Source organism: Streptomyces sp. NPDC006551, assembly GCF_040611675.1.
Classification (GTDB): Bacteria; Actinomycetota; Actinomycetes; order Streptomycetales; family Streptomycetaceae; genus Streptomyces.
In genome coordinates this window covers 44648-65508 of record NZ_JBEXOT010000009.1, presented here as the reverse complement: position 1 = coordinate 65508, position 20861 = coordinate 44648, and the positions used below count along the sequence as shown (strand labels likewise).

General features: G+C 70.9%; 15 protein-coding genes and 1 pseudogene. 7 read left to right on the top strand and 9 right to left on the bottom strand.

Features of this window, described 5'->3' with window-relative positions; translation table 11 throughout:
* Positions 1 to 69: 69 nt before the first annotated feature.
* Together ABZY12_RS12315 and ABZY12_RS12310 are read right to left on the bottom strand one after the other, a co-directional pair.
* Positions 70 to 1125, bottom strand: a complete 1056-nt coding sequence (locus tag ABZY12_RS12315; protein WP_356889238.1) for a polyprenyl synthetase family protein — start codon at positions 1123 to 1125, stop codon at positions 70 to 72.
* Positions 1115 to 1393, bottom strand: a complete 279-nt coding sequence (locus ABZY12_RS12310) for a polyprenyl synthetase (RefSeq protein WP_356889342.1) — start codon at positions 1391 to 1393, stop codon at positions 1115 to 1117. The genes ABZY12_RS12315 and ABZY12_RS12310 overlap by 11 nt, the downstream gene beginning before the upstream one ends.
* Before the next feature lie 461 nt (positions 1394 to 1854).
* Here ABZY12_RS12310 and ABZY12_RS12305 point away from each other — a divergent pair, with 461 nt between their 5' ends.
* Positions 1855 to 4065 carry a protein kinase gene (locus ABZY12_RS12305; RefSeq protein WP_356889237.1) on the top strand — a complete coding sequence of 737 codons (2211 nt, stop codon included), beginning with the start codon at positions 1855 to 1857 and terminating at the stop codon, positions 4063 to 4065.
* 681 nt (positions 4066 to 4746) lie between these two features.
* On the top strand, positions 4747 to 6063 hold the full coding sequence (locus ABZY12_RS12300; RefSeq protein WP_356889236.1) for a phytase: 1317 nt from the start codon (positions 4747 to 4749) through the stop codon (positions 6061 to 6063).
* Between the two features lie 490 nt (positions 6064 to 6553).
* Here ABZY12_RS12300 and ABZY12_RS12295 read toward each other — a convergent pair whose 3' ends face one another.
* Positions 6554 to 7447, bottom strand: coding sequence for a LysR family transcriptional regulator (locus ABZY12_RS12295; RefSeq protein ID WP_356889235.1), 894 nt, complete (start codon positions 7445 to 7447; stop codon positions 6554 to 6556).
* A 103-nt stretch (positions 7448 to 7550) separates the two neighbouring features.
* On the opposite strand from ABZY12_RS12295, the gene ABZY12_RS12290 reads away from it, so the two are divergent.
* Together ABZY12_RS12290 and ABZY12_RS12285 are read left to right on the top strand one after the other, a co-directional pair.
* Complete coding sequence (locus ABZY12_RS12290; protein ID WP_356889234.1) at positions 7551 to 8756, top strand: MFS transporter; 1206 nt, start codon at positions 7551 to 7553, stop codon at positions 8754 to 8756.
* 1110 nt (positions 8757 to 9866) lie between these two features.
* Positions 9867 to 10253 carry a MerR family transcriptional regulator gene (locus tag ABZY12_RS12285; RefSeq protein WP_356889233.1) on the top strand — a complete coding sequence of 129 codons (387 nt, stop codon included), beginning with the start codon at positions 9867 to 9869 and terminating at the stop codon, positions 10251 to 10253.
* A gap of 536 nt (positions 10254 to 10789) precedes the next feature.
* Here the strand turns inward: ABZY12_RS12285 and ABZY12_RS12280 are convergent.
* From ABZY12_RS12280 to lanL, 4 genes are all read right to left on the bottom strand, one after another.
* Positions 10790 to 11644, bottom strand: coding sequence for an ABC transporter permease (locus ABZY12_RS12280; protein WP_356889232.1), 855 nt, complete (start codon positions 11642 to 11644; stop codon positions 10790 to 10792).
* A complete protein-coding gene (locus tag ABZY12_RS12275) occupies positions 11641 to 12753 on the bottom strand; it encodes an ATP-binding cassette domain-containing protein (RefSeq protein WP_356889231.1) in 1113 nt (370 codons plus the stop codon). The genes ABZY12_RS12280 and ABZY12_RS12275 overlap by 4 nt, the downstream gene beginning before the upstream one ends.
* A gap of 321 nt (positions 12754 to 13074) precedes the next feature.
* Positions 13075 to 13230 carry a VenA family class IV lanthipeptide gene (locus ABZY12_RS12270; RefSeq protein WP_356889230.1) on the bottom strand — a complete coding sequence of 52 codons (156 nt, stop codon included), beginning with the start codon at positions 13228 to 13230 and terminating at the stop codon, positions 13075 to 13077.
* A gap of 42 nt (positions 13231 to 13272) precedes the next feature.
* Positions 13273 to 15954, bottom strand: coding sequence for a class IV lanthionine synthetase LanL (gene lanL / locus ABZY12_RS12265; RefSeq protein ID WP_356889229.1), 2682 nt, complete (start codon positions 15952 to 15954; stop codon positions 13273 to 13275).
* Positions 15955 to 17063: 1109 nt separating this feature from the next.
* Here lanL and ABZY12_RS12260 point away from each other — a divergent pair.
* From ABZY12_RS12260 to ABZY12_RS12250, 3 genes are all read left to right on the top strand, one after another.
* Complete coding sequence (locus tag ABZY12_RS12260; protein ID WP_356889228.1) at positions 17064 to 17537, top strand: ester cyclase; 474 nt, start codon at positions 17064 to 17066, stop codon at positions 17535 to 17537.
* Between the two features lie 287 nt (positions 17538 to 17824).
* A complete protein-coding gene (locus tag ABZY12_RS12255; protein ID WP_356889227.1) occupies positions 17825 to 18052 on the top strand; it encodes a hypothetical protein in 228 nt (75 codons plus the stop codon).
* A gap of 313 nt (positions 18053 to 18365) precedes the next feature.
* Positions 18366 to 18590 carry a hypothetical protein gene (locus tag ABZY12_RS12250; protein WP_356889226.1) on the top strand — a complete coding sequence of 75 codons (225 nt, stop codon included), beginning with the start codon at positions 18366 to 18368 and terminating at the stop codon, positions 18588 to 18590.
* A 182-nt stretch (positions 18591 to 18772) separates the two neighbouring features.
* Here the strand turns inward: ABZY12_RS12250 and ABZY12_RS12245 are convergent, their stop codons facing one another.
* Both ABZY12_RS12245 and ABZY12_RS12240 read right to left on the bottom strand, forming a co-directional pair.
* Entirely contained in the window at positions 18773 to 20008 is a 1236-nt protein-coding gene (locus ABZY12_RS12245) for a SpoIIE family protein phosphatase (RefSeq protein WP_356889225.1), read from the bottom strand.
* A 203-nt stretch (positions 20009 to 20211) separates the two neighbouring features.
* A pseudogene (locus tag ABZY12_RS12240) lies at positions 20212 to 20514 on the bottom strand (nuclear transport factor 2 family protein); the annotation flags it as partial.
* Positions 20515 to 20861: the final 347 nt, after the last annotated feature.

Sequence of the window (20861 nt, the reverse complement as noted above, 5' to 3'; positions counted from 1 at the left end):
GGGGAGGCCGGCGGAGGGTGAGGCACGGGTTGGGGGGAGGCATCGGTTCGCGCAGCCCCGATGCGAGGGTCAGGACAGGCGGACCGCCGCCGAATGCGCCAGCGCGGTCAGGGCAGCGGCGGCGTGCGTCGGTACGTCCAGCTCGGAGAGGGCATCGAGCGCTGCCTCGACCCGTGCGCTGATCATGCCCTCGATGCGGTCGGGCGCTCCGAGCCCGCGCATCACCTCGCGGACCGTTTCCAGATCCTCACCGCCCGGGTCAGGTCGGCCGAGGAGGGCACGCAGCAGCTTCCGTTCGTCGTGGCCGGCGAGGCGCCAGGTCTCCGCCAGCAGCGCCGTGGGCCGGTGCCCGCGCACGTCATCGGCGCTGGCCTTGCCGGTGTGCTCGGGGTTTCCGAACAGGCCGAGCAGATCGTCCCGCAGCTGGAACGCTTCGCCCAGCGACAGCCCGTACGCGGAGTAACCCTCGCGCAGCCGGGCCCCGGCCCCTGCCAGGGCGCCGCCGATCAGCAGGGGCTGCTCGACGGTGTACTTGGCGGTCTTGTAGCGAATCACCTTCAGCGACGCGGTCGTGTCGGGACCGGCTCCGGTACGCAGGATCTCCAGGCACTCGCCCGCCACCAGCTCGCGGGCCATCACCCACCACAACGGGCGCGCCCGGGCGAGGTACGCGGCGGGCAGACCGCTGGTCGCGAACAGCTGCCCGGCCAGCGCCATCAGCAGATCTCCCACCAGCATCGCCAGCGACCTCGCAGCGCCGGCGGCATGCGGTCGACCGCGTACGGCACCGCGCAGGGCGACGTGTGCGGTGGGCCGCCCGTGCCGCAGCGGGCTGTCGTCGATGAGGTCGTCGTGCGCCACCGCGGCGGCGTGCACCAGCTCCATGGAGGCCGCCGCCCGCACCAGCGCGTCGCTGTCCGGCTGTCCCACCGCACACCAACCCCAGTAACAGAATGCCGCCCGCAGCCGCTTGCCGTCCGCGACCGCCACCTCCAGCTGCTCGGCCACCGGGCCCAGGAGTGGATCGATCGCCGCGAACCGGTCTGCCTCCTGGGCGACGAACCGGTGCAGTACCTCGTCGACGCGGCACTTGAACGCGGTCGGCTCCCAACGGTCAGTCGCCATCGACGGTCCGTCGAGCCAGAGAGTGCCGGGCCAGAACCTCCAGGTGAGCCGGGGGTACGGTCGCGTATCGGTCCAGCACCAGGCGTCCGCGCGCGATGAGGTCGTGCTCGGCCTCCGCTGCCAACTCCGCGGTGTCCGAGCGGCGCAGCAGCCCCCGCACCGTCCCCAGGGCCGAACCGAGCGTACTCACCGCCAGGTCGGCCAGCCCGGCCACCAGCAGCACCGCCTGGCCGTCCATCCCCCCGCACCGTTCCGCTTCCTGCGTCATGCCCTCTCCCCATTCACCGCATGTCCAGACGGCGTCGGTCACACGCCGTCCTTCCGAGCATCGCGTCACACGGGGCGCGAAAGCGGAGCAACTCACGATCGAGTGATCACTCCGCTCGACCGTACGGATCGCAGCTGCCGCCTCCCGCACCCACGCTTCGTACGGCTCGCTCCGATGGCACGAACCTGCTGGTCATGAGGTCGAAGGCAGGGGTCAGAACGGCCTCGACGGCCGCTTGGCGGGACTCCTGCCGACCGGCGTGCCAGCTGGACCGCCCGGCCGAGGAAGCGGAGCACGGCGGCATCACCCGCAAAACTGACGAGCGGTTGCCGGGGCCGCGCCGACCCGGGAGCCGATCGCCCTCAGGGACATGCCGGAGTCCCCTGCTTGACTGGCGTACGCCTCGACGGGTAGGCAGTGGCCTGCCCCTGCTCAGGGGACGGAAACGGGGGGACGCACGCATGAAGCCGTTGGCACCGGGGGATCCCGACTCGGTCGGTGACGGCCGCTACCAGCTGACGCACCGGCTCGGTCAGGGCGGCATGGGCGTGGTGTACCTCGGCCGCTCTCCGTCCGGCCGGGCGGTGGCCGTGAAGGTCGTACGACCCGAGCTGAGCACCGAACCCGGCTTCCGGCGCCGGTTCGCCGACGAGGTGGCGGCCGCGCGGCGGGTGGGCGGCTTCCACACGGCTCCGGTGGTGGACGCCGATCCGGAGGGTGATCCGGCCTGGCTGGTGACGGCGTTCGTGCCGGGGCCGACGCTGGCCGCCGTCCTCGCGCGTGTCGGCTCGCTGCCGGCGGACACCCTCACGGTGCTGGCCGCCGGGCTCGCCGAGGCGCTGGAGGCGATCCACCGGGCCGGTGTCATCCACCGCGACCTCAAGCCGGCGAACATCATCGTCGCGGAGGACGGGCCCCGGGTCATCGACTTCGGCATCGCTCGCGCCCTGGACGGGACGACGCTGACGCGGACCGGCTACCAGGTGGGGACTCCGGGGTTCCTCTCCCCCGAACAGCTCACGGGAGGCACGGTCACGCCGGCGGTGGACGTCTTCGCCCTGGGCGTGGTGCTGACCCAGGCGGCGGGCGGCTCGCCGTTCGGGGACGGACCGTCCGCGGCCCGCCTGTACCAGGTCGTCCACGAGGACCCGGACCTGAGCGCGGTCCCCGACCCCCTGCGGGGGCTGGTCGCCGACTGCCTCTCGAAGGACCCGGCGACACGGCCCACCCCGGCGGACTGCCTCCGCCGCCTGACGGTCCGCCACCGGGACGACGGCGCCTGGCTGCCGGACGCGGCGACGGCTCTGCTGCCCCGCCGGGATCCCGCGCCCGTGGATCCGCGAACGGACAGCGCGGCGGAGCGGACCGAGCCGGAGCAGACGGAGCCCGTGCAGCCCCAGCCCGAGCGGATCGAGCCTGAGCGGTCTGAGCTTGAGCGGACGGAGCCGCAGCGGTCTGAGTCTGATCGGACGGAGCCGCAGCACCCTGGGTCCGAGCGGTCTGAGTCTGATCGGACGGAGCCCGGGCGCCTTGGGTCCGAGCGGTCTGAGTCTGACCGGACGGAGCCGCAGCACCCTGAGTCCGAGTGGTCTGGGTCCGAGCGGTCTGGGTCCGAGCGGTCTGGGCCCCAGCAACCTGGGCCTGAGCGGATCGAGCCGGTGCGGACTGTTGACGACTCTGCTCCACGGCGGCCGGGTGGGCGCCGTGTCGTGCCGGTCGTGGTGGGTGCCGTGGTGGCGTTGGCCGCGGCCGGTTTGGTGGTATGGCAGCCGTGGTCCGGCGAGTCCGGGCAGAGCGGCAAGGGCGGCGGCACCGGCGGTCCGTCCGCCTCCTCCACCCCGGCTCCCTTCCCCAACGAGCCGTTGCTGATCCGGCAGGACACCGCACCGGGCTGGCCGGGCAAGTGCCACGGGGTGATCGCTCTCCGTAACCCGGGAGGGGGTGCGCCCGTTCGCCTGATCGCCGACGACACCTGCTCCGTACTCCCGCAGTGGTCCCCGGACCGGCGCTCGATCGCTTTCACGCGGGTCACCGTCGAGGGCGCGGCCGTCTGGACGGCGAATGCCGACGGCACCAATCCACGGCGGCTGGCGTCCATCGCCGGCGGCCGGGTGTCGTGGTCTCCCGACGGCACCCGGCTCGCGGTGCTCCGCAAGAAGAGCGGTGTTCAGCAGCTGTTCACGGTGGATGTGGCCGACGGGACCGCGCGGCAACTGACCACCGGCTCGGGCCGGGTGGAGGACCCCGCCTGGTCGCCGGACGGCAGGCACATCGCAGTCTGCCAGGAGGCGGGGGAGGGCAACTGGCAGATCCACCTGGTGGATCCGGACGCGCCGGGAACCGCCCCACGGCAGGTGACCCGGCTGCCGCACCCGGCGTTGGACCCGGTGTGGTCGCCCGACGGGCGCGCGTTCGCCTACACGGCGGGCCGGTACGGCCAGGGCACCCAGGGCGACATCCACGTGGTCGGCACCGACGGTGAGAACGACCGCGCGGTGGTGGCGACCGGAGTCCATGAGATGGACCCCACCTGGTCCCCGGACGGCGCTTGGCTGGCCTTCGTCCGCGGCCCCTACGAGAAGCCCTGGATCTGGGCCGTCCGCCGAGACGGCACCGAACCCCGCTCACTGACCCCGGGCATCACCGCCGAGGGCCACCCGAGCTGGCGCTGACTCATACGTCGGTGGCGGCCGCAGGGTGCTGCCGGGAAGGGGGCCGGCGCGGTCGAGGCCTCGGGTTGGGGCGCACCCGGGAACGCCGTCCCTCGCACACGACCGGCGTGCCGGGGGCAGGGGATTCCGCCCTGGCCGAGCTGTCAGCCGGAGGCACGGAGCAGGCCGAACGGGGCGTATCCGTCCGTCTTCGTCGTAGCGGCCGAGGACGAGGATCCGGCGTCGGCTCGTGCTCGCGGAAACAGGTCGTCGTCCAGTACGGCGCGGCGTCGCTCGTACGGATCGGTGAGCAGTTCGGCGCCCGCTCGCCTGGAGACGTCGGAGGCGGAAGCGACGCGGATTCGCAGATTCTCAGACCAGCCTGAGCATGACCCGTGCGTCGGTCCGCTCATCGCGTCGCCACGCGCGGCAAGTTGAACGCGTACCGCCGGTCCGACCAGCCGGCCTTTGTCCGGCAGGCAGCACGCCGGCCCACCGAGAAGTCCCGAGTCGCCGAGCCCTCCCGGTCGTGCACTGCCGGAACGTCGGACAGCCGCCATCGTCCTCGATCAGGCGTCTAGGCCGCGCGTCCGCCGTGCGGCCGAAGCGATCTGAGAGGTCGTTCGCTGTTCATCAGCGTGTGTGCCGGACTTTGCCCGTCACCCATAGCGTTTCCGCGCCCACCCCCTACCGAGGAGTATCGTGAGCGCTTCCGCTCTGTGCGCGCTGGCCGCCGCCTTCCTCATGGCGACCGGAACCGCCCCTCATCCCCCGCTGTCCATCACCGCTCGCGCCGAGACCCCCGCGGTCTACGACGACGAGGCGGGCGGCAACGCCGACGCCGACGACCCCGCCGTCTGGGTCGACCCCCGCGACTCCGGTCGCAGCATCGTCATCGGGACCTTGAAAGAGGCGGGCCTCGACGTCTACGGGCTCGACGGCCGCCGCCTGCAGCACATACCGGCGCCCGGGGCCCCGCACGAGGAGGCCGCGCCCGGCCGCTTCAACAATGTCGACATCGTCTACGGGTTCGACCTGGCCGGCAGGAAGACCGATCTGGCCCTCGTCAGCGACCGCGGTCGCGACCGGATCCGGGCCTTCGCCATCGATCCCGGCGCCGTCGCGGCGGGCAGGCCGCCGCTCAGGGACGTCACCGCGCCCGATGTCGCGCCGGTCTTCGCGGCCGACGAGGCAGAGGTGGACGATCAGCGCACGGCCTACGGCCTGACCGCCTTCAGCGACGACGACAACGCCTATGTGGTGGCGTCGCAGCGCGAGGAGACCCGACTGCGCCTGCTGCGTCTTGAGGACCGCGGCGGGCGAATCGGCTACCGGACCGAGGACACCCTCGACCTCCCCGACACCTTCACCCTGCCCGACGGCGCCACCTGGTCACCGTGCGCCGACCCCGGCGAGCGCCCGCAGGTCGAAGGCATGGCCGTGGACCAGGAGGAGCGCGTTCTCTACGCCGCGCAGGAGACGGTGGGTCTCTGGCGCATCGAACTCGACGACGAGGAGTTCGACGGGGCGGAACTCATGGACCGCGTTCGCGAGTACGGCACCCCGTGGACGTACGACACCACGGAGGAGGAGTGCGTCCTCGACACGGACAATGACCCGGGATTCGGCGGTGAGCACCTCTCCGCCGACGCGGAAGGCGTCACCGTCTACCACGCCGAGGACGGCACCGGATACGTACTCTCCTCCAGCCAGGGCGACAACACCTTCGCCGTGTACGAGCGTGAGGGCGACAACCGCTACGTCGGCACCTTCTCCATCACCGACAGCACCGCCACCGACGGCGTGCAGCACTCCGACGGTGCCACCGTGGTCAACGTCCCCTTGGGCAGGCCGTTCCCCAAGGGGCTGCTGGTCACGCACGACGGTGAGGCCACTCCCGCGGACGGGGGCCGGGAAGGCACGAACTTCAAGCTGACCCGATGGGACGCCGTCGCCACCGCGTTCCCCGAGCCCCTGACGATCGACACCGACTCCTTCGACCCCCGCGACACGGACTGACCCCACCCCACAGCGGCTCGCCGCCCACGGCACCTGCGGCCGGCGAGCCGCCATGGCTCCGGCACCGGGCTTCTCGGCACCGGCTTTCCGGGCCACCCCACCCAGTACCGCGCCGTAGCCGCGGGCCACCCCTCCGCCGACCGCGCGGGCGCCCACACCCGGCCCGCAATCTCGCCAGTGCCTATCAACCCCGGGTACTTCTCGGTCGCTCCGCGGCGGTCAGCAGGACACCCGCCACGCCGCCCAGCAGTGCCCTGCCGATTCCGGTCGTGCGGCCGGTCCGGGCGGGTCGGTCAGGGGTGAACGTACTGATGATGTTCCCCAGGGTCGGCGTCGCTCCGCACCGGCCGGCCGGCCGGAGATGACTTTGAGAGAAGGACGCGGAACCGGGCCGATGGGTTGTGGTCAGAGGGCGGGGCCGGTGGTGTACGGCTCATGCGCGTGCGTCGTTCAGGCCGTCGAACCGTCAGTGGCCCCGGGTGGCCGGATCTCACCCCACCGCCTCCGAAAGCGCCTGCGCGAAGGCCTGCGCCTGGGCCGAAGCGTGAGCGCGGAGGCGGATCAGGCCCAGGAGGGAGTCCGGGAGGCCCTCGACCGGGATGAACGCGAGGGAGCCGCGCCGGCTGTGATAGTCGGCGGTCGAGCGGCAGAGGAGCATCGCCCCGCGGTTCGCCGCCGCGAAGCTCAGGCCCTCCTGGAGCGTGTTCACGACGGGCCCGGCCGGTACCTTGCGGCCGCCCGGCGTTCGGGACGGTGCCTGGGCCAGTTGCCAATAGGCAGGGGCCGGGGCGCCGACACCGATCAGGTCGCACTCCGCCAGATCCTCCGCCGACACCGACTCCCGTGCCGCGAAGGGGTGACGGACCGAGACGGCGAGGGTCTGTGGCTGCTGGGAGAAGACGGGGCCGAGGACCAGGTCATCCTCTTCCACCGGAAGGAGGACCACTGCGCAGTCCACCTCCTGGCGGTGTACCGGGCCGAAGGGATCCGACAGCGGAACCTCCACGAGTTCCCACGCACACTCCGGGTACCGACTGCCGAACAGGGCGATGGCCTGCCCCAGATGGTCGTCGACCGCACCCTGGAAACCGATGCGCAGCACCCCGCCGATCCCGCGGGCCGCCGCGCGGGCGTCGTCGACCGTCGCGCGCAGCGCCTCGTACGCGGGACGCAGGTCGGCGAGAAGGCTCTCGCCCAGAGGGGTGAGGCGCACCCGGCGGCTGGTGCGCTCGAACAAGGGGGCGCCGATACGCCCCTCCAGGGCCCGCAGCAACTGGCTGACCCGGCTTTGGGAGACGTACAGCCGCTTGCCCGCCCGGCCGAAGTGCAGTTCCTCGGCGAGGACGAGGAACGCCTCCAGCTCGCGCATCTCCAGACCGCTCACGCGTCTCCTTCCCCCAGGGAGCGACCGATCGAGTAGCCCCGCTCATGGAAGGATGAGGGATTGGCCGTTGTTCCCGCAGGTCACCGCCGGGTTGGCTGGCCACATGGCACAGACAGAGAAAATCGCGGGCGTCGTGGCGGAGACGGGGCGCCCAGGGGCGCGGGGGTGGCTCGCCGTGGCTGCCGTCGCCGGTGCGACATTCACCGTGGTCACATCCGAGATGCTGCCGGTGGGCCTGCTCACGCCCATCGGTGACGCGCTGAACGTGACGGAGGGAACGGCCGGGCTGACGCTGACCGTCACCGGCCTGGTCGGCGCGGTCTCCGCGCCGCTGCTGACACCGGCGTTCGGGCGGTTCGACCGGCGGCTCGTGCTGTGTGTCCTGATGGCGGTCCTGACGTTCGGCAACCTGCTGGCGGCGTGGGCGCCCGGCTTCGGCGTGATGATCGCCGCCCGCGTGCTTGTCGGCGTCGGCATGGGCGGCGTCTGGTCCATCGCGGCCGGACTCGCCGTGCGGTTGGTCCCGGGGAAGTCCGTGGCGCCTGCCACCTCCCTCGTCTTCAGCGGAATCGCGGTGGCGTCCGTCCTCGGTGTCCCGGCGGGCACGTACATCGGCGAACTCGCCGACTGGCGCACGGCGTTCCTGACCCTCGCCGGATTGGCACTGGTGGTCCTGGTGGCCCTCGCGGTGCTGCTGCCCGCGCTGCCCGCGGAACAGGACATCCGAGTCGCCGGTGTGATGCGGCTGGCCGGCAACCCCCGCGTGGCCACCGGCCTCGCCGTGGTGGCCCTGCTGGTCACCGGACACTTCGCCGCCTACACGTATGTGCGCCCCGCCCTGGAGGAGATCTCCGGAGCGAGCGCCGCGGCGATCGGCACACTGCTGCTCGTGTACGGAGTGGCCGGCGTCCTCGGCAACTTCGCCGCAGGATCCAGCGCTGGACGGTCACCGCGCCGTACGCTCGTGGCGATCAGCCTGGTGCTGGCGGCGACGATCGGACTGCTGCCGCTGCTGGGCGGTTCGGTCATGACGGCCGCGGCTCTGCTGGCCGTGTGGGGCCTGTCGTACGGTGGTGTCTCCGTCAGCACCCAGACTTGGCTCCTCACCGCGGCCCCGCGCGCCCGGGAGGCGGCGTCCTCCCTGTTCGTCGGCGTCTTCAACGGAGCGATCGCCCTGGGAGCACTGGTCGGCGGCCTGGTGGCGGACGGCGCCGGGCTCGAGCCGGTGATGTGGACGGGGGGCGCGCTCGCTGCCGGTGCACTGGCAGTGACAGCCCTGGGACGCGCGCCGGAGAGTGGACGCCTCTAGCAGTCCCGCTGCGCCGAACTGCCTTCACCGGCCACGCCGCCTACGCCACCGAGGTGGCGCTGCTGAGTGCAGACGCCACGGTCACCCTGGCGGAACAGCCCTGAACCGCGCCGACGCGGCCGCGCCGACGCGGCCGCGACGGCGCTGCGCGCGTTCGACCTGGATACCGCTGGCGCCACTCAACTCTCGCTTGCCCGGCCCGGAGCCGGGCTGCCGATCCCATCCATCACGTCCCGCACCCGCACTCCGGATCGTCGATGCCCGATCCGCCGTACCCAGCCGGTGTGCCGACCCCGCTCCCGTGTCCGCGTCGGGCCGGCGGTACCGAGGGCGCCGACCGGAGCGGTGGCCGCGCCACAGGTAGGTCCACACCCCGGCGGTCCCTCTGCCGTTCGAAGGCGACTATCTCACCATCGAACACACGGAAATCTATGTTGGCCGGAGTAGACATTGGATGGTGGTGTGGTTATGGTTTCTCTCGTAGCAGAGATCGAGAAGGGCCCGGCAGAGACGAACTGCCGGGCAGCAGTACCTGCAGTTGAAGTTGCAGTTCGCAGGACGGTGCGGCGGTGGAGTTCCGAAGCCGGAGCGGTTGCAGGATGGCGACGGGGCTGACGGCCGGACCGGGTGGCCCGCAGTGATCAGGGGCCGCCGCGAGCAGTACCAGCAGTGAGGTTCCCGGCAGTTCCTCGGTAAAGGCGTCTGACTGCGGACGCGCGTACCGGGAAGTTCGGCAGTGGGGTTCCAAGCCAGAGTAGATGCAGGACGGGCGACGGGGCTGGCTGCCGGAGAGTGGCGCTGTTCGAGGCCACAGCAGTACGCAGTACCTGTTTGGCAAGTGATTGGTTCAGAGGGAAGAACGGAGGAGTTGAGCGCCATCAGGATCGCCCGGACGGAAGTACTGAGTCCGGGTACCGCAGGACATCGATAGGCAGGTGGTCTCCGGTCACGCAACCGCGATCCCCGCGCCCCCGGCAGCACCCAAGCCGGGCCCGCGGAAACAGAAGGTCGGCGCAGCACTAGGGCCGACAGATGGTGTAGCAGTTCCTTCGGGGCCCTGGTGCCGGTATGGCACCAGGGCCCCTCAACGCGTTTCGCAGAGAGGTGCCAATGACAGCAGACGACCTCTACGGCCGTCTCGACGACGACGACTACCCCGCCTACACCATGGGCCGGGCCGCCGAACTGCTCGGCACCACCCAGGGCTTCCTCCGCGCCATAGGCGAAGCTCGCCTCATCACCCCCCTGCGCTCCCCGGGGGGCCACCGACGCTTTTCTCGCTACCAGCTGCGTATCGCCGCGCGAGCCCGCGAGCTCGTCGACCAGGGAACCCCCATCGAGGCCGCCTGCCGCATCGTCATCCTCGAAGATCAGCTCGAAGAAGCCCGGCGCATCAACGCCGAATACCGCCGCGCCGCCGAAGCGGCGGATCCGCCGGTCGCGGCATCCCGCCGGGACGCCTCCGCCACGGCCTCCGTGCCGCAGACGGCACGGTAACGGGCCCGACCGCCCGGCGTCCTGTCCCTCCTCGCCCTCAGCTGAGGTCGTCCGTACGGGCTCCGGCTCGTCATACCGGGGTTGTCCGACCACGGGTGTGCGCGGGCCCGACATCGCACTGCTGGGATGGCAGGTCCCTCCACATCGAGGCGCCTGCCCGTCCACGTCCCACTCGAACCGCCCATACGGGACGACGGGCGTCCACAGCGCCTGCTGGTCCGTAAGGCGCTGTCCGAGTGGTGGCAGCGCTGGCCCGAATGAGTGACGGTGGGGGAGGTGTACTCGTGTAGCCGTCGCGGCAGTGGATCGGACAGCGTCAACGGACTCGCCGTGTTCGGCAGCGGCAGCACGTCGTGTTCCACCGCTCTGGAAGTCGCCAATGCCCATCAAGCGCGCAGTTCAAGCGACTCCCCGGTGACCGTCCGCGTCGGCGGGACCGCTTGGCGCTGCCAGGAGCAACAGGGCGACCGCCGCGCGCGCCGATTTACGGAAAGCCGAGCGCGCGGGCGTCCAGAGCAACCCACCGAGGTGGCTTGCTACTCCGGGCGGCCGAAGCGGTGGGCGGCCCACAGGAGGGCCATCGCGCCGCTGGTCAGGAGGAGGGCGGCCACGAGGGGCAAGGGGGGTTGCCAGCCGGCCCATTCGATGCCGCCGACGGCTGCCTGGTCCGGTACCCGTAGGGCGATGCAGCGGCGGAGCAGGTCCACTCCGTAGGCGAGCGGATTGGCGTTGGCCAGAGTGTGGGCCCAGCCGGGCATGGTCTGCAGGGGGAAGAAGGCGCCCGAGAGGAACAGGAGCGGCATCATCACCAGGCCGAGCAGCATGTGGAACGTCTCGGCTCTGGCAATGCTCACGGCCAGGGCCAGGGCCAGGGCGGTGAGCGTGAAGGAGGTCAGGATCATGCCGGCGAGGAGCATGACCAGGAGGGGCGGGTCGTAGGGCAGGCCGACGGCGCCGGCCAGGCTGAGCAGTGCAGCGCCCTGGACAGTGGCGACCAGAGTGCCCCCGGCGCAGTTTCCCAAAAGCAGGGTGGAGCGGCTGACCGGGGCCATCAGGAGTTCTCGTAGGTAGCCGCTCTGCCGGTCGGTGATCAGGCGGACGCCGACCGTGATGGCCGGCATCTGCACCGTCATCATCAGCATCCCGGGGAACAGGTAGATCTGGTAGCCGACGCCCAGGGAGGTCGTGGGAATGAGGGCGGCCAGTCCGCCTCCCAGGGCGAAGAGGTAGAGCACGGGGTGGAGCAGCATCAGTGCGGTGTGGGTGCGCTGGCCGGCCAGGCGCAACAGATCTCGGTAGATCAGGCCGTGGACCGCGCGTAGCTCGTGCCGCAGGCGGGCCGTTCGTTCGCTGCCAGAGGTACTTGAGGCGTGGAGGGGGAGTGTCGTCATCGGCCGCCGTCAGCTTCTGTCGTGGTCGCGCACTGGGTGGGAGTGGTCGGTGTCTGACCGGCTTGGGTGGCGTGGATGCTGCGGCCGGTGTGGTGGAAGAAGACATCGTCGAGCGTGGGCGGGGTGGCGGACGCCGCGTGCACGGCGACGCCGTGGCCTTCCAGGGCCGCGCACAGGCGGGGAATCCAGGCGCTGCCGTCGGGTACCCGCAGGCAGACACCGTCGGCGTCCACGGTGATCGCCCCGTTCGACGGCAGGATCTGGCGTACGACCTGTTGTGCAGTCGTGTCGTCGCTGGTGCGCAGCACCACCCGGTCATCTCCGATCGCGGTCTTGAGCGCGAGGGGCGTGCCTTGTGCCACCAGCCGGCCGTGGTCGATGATGGCGATGCGGTCGCAGTTCTCCGCCTCCTCCAGGTAGTGAGTGGTGACGAAGAGCGTGCTGCCATGCCGGTCGCGCAGAGTGCGTAGGTGCTCCCAGACCTGGGCGCGGGCATGGGGGTCGAGTCCGGTGGTCGGCTCGTCCAGGAACAGCACGCGGGGAGCGTGCAGCAGGCCGCGGGCGATCTCCAGGCGGCGCCGCATCCCGCCCGACAGCGTGCGTACCGGGGAGCGCCGCCGGTCGGTCAGTCCGACCATCTCGAGCACCTCGGTGGCGCGCCGACGGGCGTGGCGGCGGCGGAGCCCGTAGAGGCGTGCGTGGATGTGCAGGTTCTGGTCGGCCGTCAGGTCCGGGTCCAAGGCGCTGTGCTGGAAGAGCATGCCGACCCGTCGCCGTACCTGATGGGGCTGGGTGAGCACGTCGGCGCCGGCGACCGTGGCGTGACCGGAGGTGGGGCGAGCCAGGGCGCACAGCAAGGCGATGGTGGTGGACTTCCCGGCGCCGTTGGGGCCGAGGAAGGCGAAGGTCTCGCCTTGTCGCACGTCCAGGTCCAAGCCGCGTACGGCGTGGCTGGTGGTGCCCTCCGGGCCCGGGTAGCTCTTGACCAGGCCGCGAGCGCTGATGGCGTACACGGGCTCGGGGGAGTGGTGTGCGGCGTGCGGGCTGGTGATGGCAGCTGTCATGAGGGCTGATGGGGCGACATCGTCATCACCGGCGTGTAGCTGCATGTGGTCTGGTCCTCATCTACGGATTCGCCGTCCGCGGCCACCCTGGCGTGCGCGGAGTACGGCATGGCGCGTCCTCCCTGAAAACACCGGGTCAGCCTCCCCACCGGCGTCGGCAGGGATGCGGTCTGGGTGATGCTCACGCCGTTCAGGAGCGTCGTCAGGGCCGGGCTCGCCGTGGGGTTGGGCAGCTGCGATGTCCAGGCTCTTCGCTGTGTGGTGCGCAGAGGATGCGAAGACGAGGACGGCTGCACGCGAGATCGGGCCATCACTCCGGCCGACGGCTGTCCAGTGGCAGCCGCCGGCCGGAGAGTGCTGCCTGGCCTAGGCGCAGCTGACGCCGATGCAGATCGTGTTCAGCAGGGTCAGCAGGCCGATGCAGTCGCACGTCTGGGAGCCGGCGTCCGCGTCGATGGTGACGGGCTCGGTCTCAGGAAGGGCGTGGAGCCGGGCCAGCAGTTCGAGATCCTGGTGTTCCATGGGTTCTCCTTTTCTGTGGGTGGCGGCAGTACTGCATGCCGCTCAGGCCGGCATCTGGACCATCCAGTGCCGGGGGTCGGTGTGGCGGATCCGCAGGAGGAAGGCCAGGATTCCGGCGGATCCATCGCTCCAGCTGGTCGAGACGTCCCCGTATTCGTTGGGGAAGACCACGTGGCCGTGGCGCTGGGCCCTTTCGGAGAGGATGAGACGGGCCAGCTCCTCCGCCATGACGCGGTAGGCGGAATCACCTGTGGCGTCGGCCATGTCGAGGAGGAAGTCACCGTTGCCCGCCAGCCCGTGGCACTGGGTGAGGGCGGCGCGAGAGGCGCGCTCCGCGACGGCGTGCGTACCGCGGCGGGCGAGGTCGCCGAACCTGTCGTCGCCGGTGGCCTTCCACAGTCGGACGAGGAAGGTCCCGATGCCCGCGGCGCCGTGGCACCAGTACGGGGCCGTGGGCAAGTTCGTGGCCTGGGCGGGCCACTGGGCCGCCTCGCCGATGAGTACGGCGTTGGCCAGCAGGTGCCCGCCGGCCTCCACGGCCAGGTCCATGTGCTCCTGGCGTTGCGAGACGGCCGCGGCGGCGAGAAGAAAGCAGCCGATGCCGGCCGTCCCGTGGGCGAAGCCGAGGTAGCGTTTGCCGGCCTCCTCGGAAACGGCTTCCGCGGGAACCGCCCAGCTCACTCCGGACGGCTCGCGCTGCGCGGCGGCGGCCAACCGGTCGGCGGCGTCGACAGCCAGTTCCGCGAACCGCGCGTCGCCGGTGCGGTGCCACAGGTGGAGGGCGGCGAGGCCGCTGCCCGCGGTGCCGTGAGTGATGTCGTGGCTGGGCGTGTCCTGTTGCGGTGCCAGGGCCAGGGCCAGTGCGTGATCGATGAGCCGACGGTCGTCGATGGCGCGTCCGGCGTCGTACAGGGCCCATGCGGTCCCACGGCCGCCGAAGTGCAGGCCGGGGCGTGTGGAGCGGGTGTCGGTGTGGCGTGCCATCCAGTGGCCCGCGGTGGAGATCAGCTCGGGCAGGCGCGGGTCGGCGGTGAGTTCGAAGTACCGCGTCAGCACCGCCAGGACGCCGGCCGCGCCCTGCTGCACGGTGCAGGGATCGGTCTCCCCGGCCGTGGTGGACACGGGCCACAGCCGTCGGTCGTCCGCCGGGGTCATCGAGTCGATGAGGTGGTCGACGATCCCGGCCACCGGATCGTCGGGGTCGTCGACCCGCACCGGGTTGTCGTCCCGTACCGGGTGGGCGGTGGCTTCGCCAACAGGTTGCGCCGGGATCGCCTTCCGGAGAGCCTCGCGGGCCCTGGGCGGGTCCCAGCGCTCGGTGGGATCGTCCTTCATCAGTCCGAGGACCATGTCCGCCAGGCCGTCCGGCAGGCGCAGCGGCCCGGCGCAGGCGGCCAGCCATGCGGCGAGCCGCTGTTCCGAGGTCCGTACGACAGGCTCCTCGGACAGCAGGTTCGGCACCTTCCCGGCCAGGACGAAGCACACGTTGGCGCCGAGGCTGTAGTAGTCGGCCGTCGGGGAGACGGGTGCGTCGGCCAGGCGTTCGGGAGCGCTGAAACCCGGGGTGCCCAGACGCGTCGGCAGGGGGGTGTCGTCCTCCAGAACGGCCAGTTCCAGGTCGATCAAGGTCAGTTCGCCGTCCGGGCGGACCATGACGTTGCCGGGCGTGAAGTCCCGCAGGACGCAGCCGTGGGCGTGGGCCGTCGCGACCACGTCGACCAAGCGTGCGACAAGGGCCAACGCGTCGGCGCGGTAGCGCTCGCCTCCGACGTCGCGGAAGTGCTCGGCTACCCAGGTGCGCAGAGTGATCCCCGGCACCTGGTCCTGGGCGAGGAACAGGTGCCCGCCGTGTTCGAACAGCATCAGCGGTTCCGGAGCCAGTCCCAGGCCCTTGAGCTTCTCCAGCGTCCGGGCCTCGGCGCGCAGCCAGTCGCGGACGTCGCGGCCGGAGGCGTCGGCGTCCACATGCGGCCGGGCCTCCTTGATCACGACGGGGGCGCCCGTGTCGACGTCGGTACCCCGGTAGACGCCGCCCTTGTTCGTGTGCCGGATGGCCTCCTGTACCGCGAAACGGCCGCCCAGCACCACCGGGCTGCTTGCCGCCTCCGCCGCGGGCGGAGGGGTGGGCACCGAGGCGGGGAACGGGCAGACCGCCCACGGCGGCGGAGAGAACTGGCCTGTGCGCTTGTCCTCCACGGGATTGCCGTCGGGGTCCTCGATGAACCACACCAACAGGCCGTGGTCCGACAGTCGTCGTCGGGCGACGAAGGAGCCGTAGCGGTAGTGCACCAGGCTGTGTGGGGCGTAGGGCTGGTCGGACAGGATCCGGGGGCCGGCCAGCCCCGCCGTGGCCTGGTGCAGCTCCTCGGCCAGCCGCGCCGCGTCGGCGTCGGAGCGGGGGTAGACGGTGATGAACTTGCCCGAGCTTCCCCGGGGCGTGGCGCGGGAGTTGAGCGCGCTCACCTGGTCGAGCGACCGGGCGAACTTGAACGCCGACTCCTCCCGTAGCAATACGTCCAAGGCCTTCGCGAGGACCGTCGGCGCGGAGGTGGCCGTTGCCGACACGTGCAGCTTCCAGCCCTGGTCGCGTTGAGACCCGGACCGGGGCGCGACGCGGCACCACGTCTCGTCCGTGTGGGCCGTCCAACGCGCGTCTGTACCTGTGGCCTGCAGCGCTTGGTGGAGGAGGCCCTCCAACTCGGCTTCGGTGGTCTGACTCGTCATTCATGTCCCTCTCAACGGCGAGAACCGCTGGGGGGAGACGTGCCCGATGACTTAGGCATTATCAACACAAAATCGTCTGAATTCACTTGATTCGACGAGCGCGCGGTTCTGTTCGGACACTCCGGGGAGCGCCCGGCGCAGAAGGAGGCGCGGACGCAGCCCAGCACCTGGACGTCACGGTGGCCGACGAGCCTCGCTTCGGCGAGCAGACGAGACCGGCTGTCGGGTGACGCCTGCGCGACCATTCCGGTCTGTCTGGCGCGCTGACGAGCCGATCCAGGCGCCCGCCGACCCCACGGCCTCGCCGACCCGCACCGCTGTGCGGAGATCCCGGATCGGCATTTCTGAACAGTTGCCCGATTTGTGGATCATTCGGCCGGCCGACCGAGTCTGCGGCAAGGTGAGGAAGGACCGTCCGAGCGGCGCTACTGCGAAGTTCCCGGGCGGCACCGGTGCGGTGAGACTTCGGTGTGCAGGGCGCGTCGTGGCTGCAGAAGCAGAGACAGGAACTGTTACAGAGCGCCCACGAAATGGTCCCTGGGTGACCGAACCCGCCCCCGCCTGGCAGTCCTGGCCATCCGCAACCGCGTCAGACGCTGACCCATCGTCCCAACGCCCTGGGGCCAAGTTGAAGACGTCAGGATGAGCGCATGAGAGATGCGCTCGCCTCACCGTGCCCCAGCACCGCTCTGCCTCGCGAGCACCCGCCTGCCACTCACGGAAAGTGAGCCAGAACCCGAGTTTTCGGCAGCGCTGGGGTACGTGCCAGGGCAGCAACCAGGCGATGGCCGACTGGATCGGGCCGCCTGAGCAGTGGACGCACGGCAAGCAAGACAGTCCTGGTGCGACCAGAGCGTCCCGGCAGTGGTCCAGCAGATCCGAGGCCTCTCTGGCGCGGGTTGCCGTACTGCTGGGGACGACACCGGCCACAGCGACATCATCGTCCCCTTCGCGGCTGTCGATAGCAGCCATGCCGCCTCGTCGAGCCGCCCCCGCATCGGCCGAGCCGGTGTCTCAGGGCGGCGGTGCGGGTCCCGGTGGTCGGCCCATCGGCCGCCTTCTACGATCGAAAGGGGACCGAGCGGGCCACCGGAAGCGGGAGCAGGGGTATGGACACCACCGAGATGCGCCGCCTCTTCGAGGCCCACCGCGAGGCGGAGACGGCACGGGACATCGCCGGCATCCTCAGAACGTTCGTCGGGGACTGCTTCCTCGAGACGAAGGCGCTCGGGTTGCGCAGCCAGGGAAGGGACGCGGTGCGCGCCGCCTACCAGCAGCAGTACTTCACCGCGTTCCCGGACCTCGCCCCCGAGGACGAGGGCATGACCTTCGGGGAGGACGTCATCGTCGTATGGGGGACGCTGCGCGGCACCAGCCGCGGGGAGTGGCTCGGGGTACCGCCCGGAGGAGGCGCCTTCGAGGTGCCCTTCGCCAATGTCGTCCCCTTCCAGGATGGGCTGATGGCGGGTGAGGCGATCTACTTCGACCTGGCCACCCTGTGCGACCAAGCCGGTATCCCGCTGGACCGGATACGGGCCGCCGCAGCCGCGAGACGGGCGGGAAGGACCGCCGCCACGGGCTGACCGGCGCGGCCTGCGACCCGCGGGCGGCCGACTCCCGCGCGGCGTCGGCGTACACCTAGGTGGGCACGTGGGCAGCGGAAGGCAGCTCCGAACGAACCCGGTTCCCTCGCTGCTCGGTTGTGGCCGAGGTGAGGACGCCGCGCCCCAATCGGGAGGCGGTACCGAAGGGGATGCGGGAGACTCAGCTGCGTGGTCGTGATGCAGCCCGTCCTGGAATACGCGCGCCGGACGGTTCACCTTCTGGCCCGTCGTTGAAGGGGAGCCGTTCAGGTACCTCGTACTCAGCCGTGAACTCACCTCTGCCGAGGTGGGGACAGCTGCGCATCGCCCATGCAAACGACATCGACCCCGACCCCGAGCGGGGGTGGCTGCCCTGGGATGCCACCAAGCCGGGTGGGTTCGGCCAGCACCTGCTGCGCAAGCTGTCGGCGGACGTGCGGGGCGACGTTCGCGCGGTGGGCAAGACGGTGACCGCCGTCGTGCCATGTCCCACCAGCCTCCCGCCCAAGGGCTGACCCCACAGGGCTGGCGCGTCGTCCTGGACGGGGTGAATGCCGGGCTGCTCTTCGGCGACGACGCCGGCGCCACCGTTAAGCTCGACCCTGCCTCGCCCAGCGGCGGACTTCGGCGATGAAGCCCGCCTGCGATCAGCGGAGCGCGTCACCCCCGGCGGAACCGCATACGGCGCACCGCGACCAGCGGGTGCCGCCGCACTGCGGTCCGACCATCCCGTACGGGCGAGGCCGTGCGGCGGGCGGCAGCAAGATCGGCCGGCGCCCGGCGGGGGACCGGGATGTGGGCGCCGTGCCGCCGGGGCACGGTGGAGAGGTGGGTACGGAGCTGCGCTTCGTCGTCTGTCCACCGGACCAGCGCCGGAGTGAGGCAGGTGCGCCTCGACGGCACGATCGCAGGCGCGGTGCGGGGCCTGCGGAGCTGTGGGACTTCCTGGACCAGCACGGCCTGGAGCCGGAAGAGATCGTGCTCGACAACCCGGCGGTCATCGAGTGGCGCGGCGGCGGACCGGGTGTGTGGCGGCCGCAGACGGATGGCTGAAACACCCCGGCCACCAAGTCGCCATGGCCGCCGTACGGGCGAGCACCCTGCACGAGGAGTAGCTGCCGACGGCGCTCGTACCGCTTGGCGGTCTCTAGTGAGGCTACCCACGCGCTCGGGCGCGTTCCCTCGGGCGGCGTTCCCGCGGTGCGACCTCCGAGCAGACGCGGAGCCTCGGCCCCTTACAGGCGGATGATGATGAGGGCGATGTCGTCAACGGCGCCGCCGGCGACGCCGAGGCGGGCCAGCAGCGCGTCGGCCAGCTGGTCGGGTGTGAGGGTGCTGTCCTGGGCCAGGGCAGTGGTCAGGCGTGTCAGGCTGGCGTCGATGTCCTCGTCGCGGCGCTCGATGAGACCGTCGGTGTACAGCACGAGGGTGTCCCCCGGGGTGTAGGTGAGTCCGGCCTGGGGGCGGGGGACATGGTACGGGCGGGCGCCGAGCGGGGGATCGGTCGCTTGGTCCAGCAGCTCGCAGGTTCCGTCGGGATGGAGCAGGACGGGCGGTGGGTGCCCGGCGTTGCTGTAGATGATCAGCCTGCTGCGGGTGTCGATGAGTACCTTGACCGCGGTTGCGGCCGTCGCGCCGTCCAGGGAGCGGGCGTACAGCCCGAGGACTTCCAGGGCCTGGGCGGGGCTGGGAATGGCGCGGATGGCTGCGCTCAGGGCGCTGCGGAGCATGCCCATGACGGCCGCGGCGCTCAGGCCGTGTCCGACGACGTCTCCGACCGCCGCGGCATAGCGGTCGGGTGGAAGATCGACGACGTCGTACCAGTCGCCGCACACGTTGAGTGATGTGGTCGCCGGCAGGTAGCGGACGGCGATGTTGTCGTGCCGGTCCAGGTCGGGGGCCTGGAGCATGGCTTCCTGCAAGGTCACGGCGACCTGCCGTTCGCGGGCGTGGGCCTGACGCAGTTCCTGGTACAGCCGGTGCAGGTCGCGGGTCCGCGCGTACAACTCGGCTGCCATGCCCTTCTCCCGCTCGAAGGACTCCTCGGTGAGCCGGCGTGCCCGGCGTGAGCGGACGAAGGCGGTGACGTCCTCGGCTCGTTGCACGATCCACTTCACCTTGCCGTCAGGCCCGGGAATCGGGGTGTGGATCTCGGACCACCAACGCTCCTCGAACCCGCCCGGCTGGTCGGGAGCAGGGATGTCGTACCGCTGTAGCACCAGGGTGTCCGGCTTCCCGGTCTCCAGGACCCGGCGCAGTGACGCCATCAGGTTCCTCTGCGCATCGCTGGGGCCACCGGGGCTTTCCGGCAGGGCGTCGAAGAAGTACTTCCCGATCAGCTCGTCCCTGGTCCGGCCGGTGGTCTGTACGTATGCCGGGTTGGCATAGCGAATCACCAGGTCCGCGTCCAGCACCAGGTACGGGCTCGGTGTGGCGTCGACGAAGGCCGTGAAATCGATCTCCGCTGTCATCACGCGCTCTCCATGGTCTGCGAGCGCGACTGCCGTCACTTCCAATCTACGAGCGATCCAGCGCCCGGGCTTGCCAGACGCGGATCTGGGCGCCGGTGCCTTCCGTGTCGCCCTGGGCCCGCAGAGCGAGAATCCCTCTCACATCTCCGTCATGGCGAGCATCCGGATGAGTCCCGGCCCTTGAAGATCCCCGACAGCTTCAGCTACTCAGAATCCTTGCGCTCGGGTCCGGTGAGACGCTGAACGGCGGACTCGATGTCCTCGCCGCCGGCTTCGACCTCTTCCATGTACAGCCGGGCCCAGGAAATGCAGTCGTCTTGAAGCCCCATGACGATGACGCCGCGCATCTCGAAGTGCGTGCTGTCCTCGCGGGTGCCGTGCCAATGCCACTCCGACCACTCGATGCCGTCAGCGTTGACCGTGCCCAGCAGTTCCGCCCTGAGATCGGGGACCTGGCGGAAGAAGGTCGACCAGTTCTTCCTCACCCGCTCCCTTCCCTGGAAGGCACGAGCAGGATGTGCGGGCTGCCGGCTGCGCTAGTCGGGGCGGAAACAATCGACGAACGCGTCCAGGTCATGGTCATTGATCGCCTGACGCAGTCGCTGTGCAACCATCATTCGCTCCCCTACCGTTCTGCCTGACCAGCATCGCTGAGACGTCCAGTTCGGTCACGCACGACACGACATCCCGTATCGAAGCCGTCCGAACACGCTTAACCGGGCCTGGCCCGTCAAAAGCCGAGGTGCGAAAGCGGCACGGCCTGCTCCCGCACCTCAAAGGCTCGAACCCGGCCTCCGGGTCCTCCGCCGTCGCCGTCGCCGTTGCCGTTGCCGGGGAGGCCGAGGCGGAGTGC

Coding starts and splice junctions, on each gene's coding strand:
- ABZY12_RS12315 (WP_356889238.1), bottom strand. CDS start 1,125: ATGGCGACTGACCGTTGGGAGCCGACCGCGTTCAAGTGCCGCGTCGAC.
- ABZY12_RS12310 (WP_356889342.1), bottom strand. CDS start 1,393: ATGACGCAGGAAGCGGAACGGTGCGGGGGGATGGACGGCCAGGCGGTG.
- ABZY12_RS12305 (WP_356889237.1), top strand. CDS start 1,855: ATGAAGCCGTTGGCACCGGGGGATCCCGACTCGGTCGGTGACGGCCGC.
- ABZY12_RS12290 (WP_356889234.1), top strand. CDS start 7,551: ATGGCACAGACAGAGAAAATCGCGGGCGTCGTGGCGGAGACGGGGCGC.
- ABZY12_RS12285 (WP_356889233.1), top strand. CDS start 9,867: ATGACAGCAGACGACCTCTACGGCCGTCTCGACGACGACGACTACCCC.
- ABZY12_RS12280 (WP_356889232.1), bottom strand. CDS start 11,644: ATGACGACACTCCCCCTCCACGCCTCAAGTACCTCTGGCAGCGAACGA.
- ABZY12_RS12275 (WP_356889231.1), bottom strand. CDS start 12,753: ATGCAGCTACACGCCGGTGATGACGATGTCGCCCCATCAGCCCTCATG.
- ABZY12_RS12270 (WP_356889230.1), bottom strand. CDS start 13,230: ATGGAACACCAGGATCTCGAACTGCTGGCCCGGCTCCACGCCCTTCCT.
- lanL (WP_356889229.1), bottom strand. CDS start 15,954: ATGACGAGTCAGACCACCGAAGCCGAGTTGGAGGGCCTCCTCCACCAA.
- ABZY12_RS12260 (WP_356889228.1), top strand. CDS start 17,064: ATGGACACCACCGAGATGCGCCGCCTCTTCGAGGCCCACCGCGAGGCG.
- ABZY12_RS12245 (WP_356889225.1), bottom strand. CDS start 20,008: ATGACAGCGGAGATCGATTTCACGGCCTTCGTCGACGCCACACCGAGC.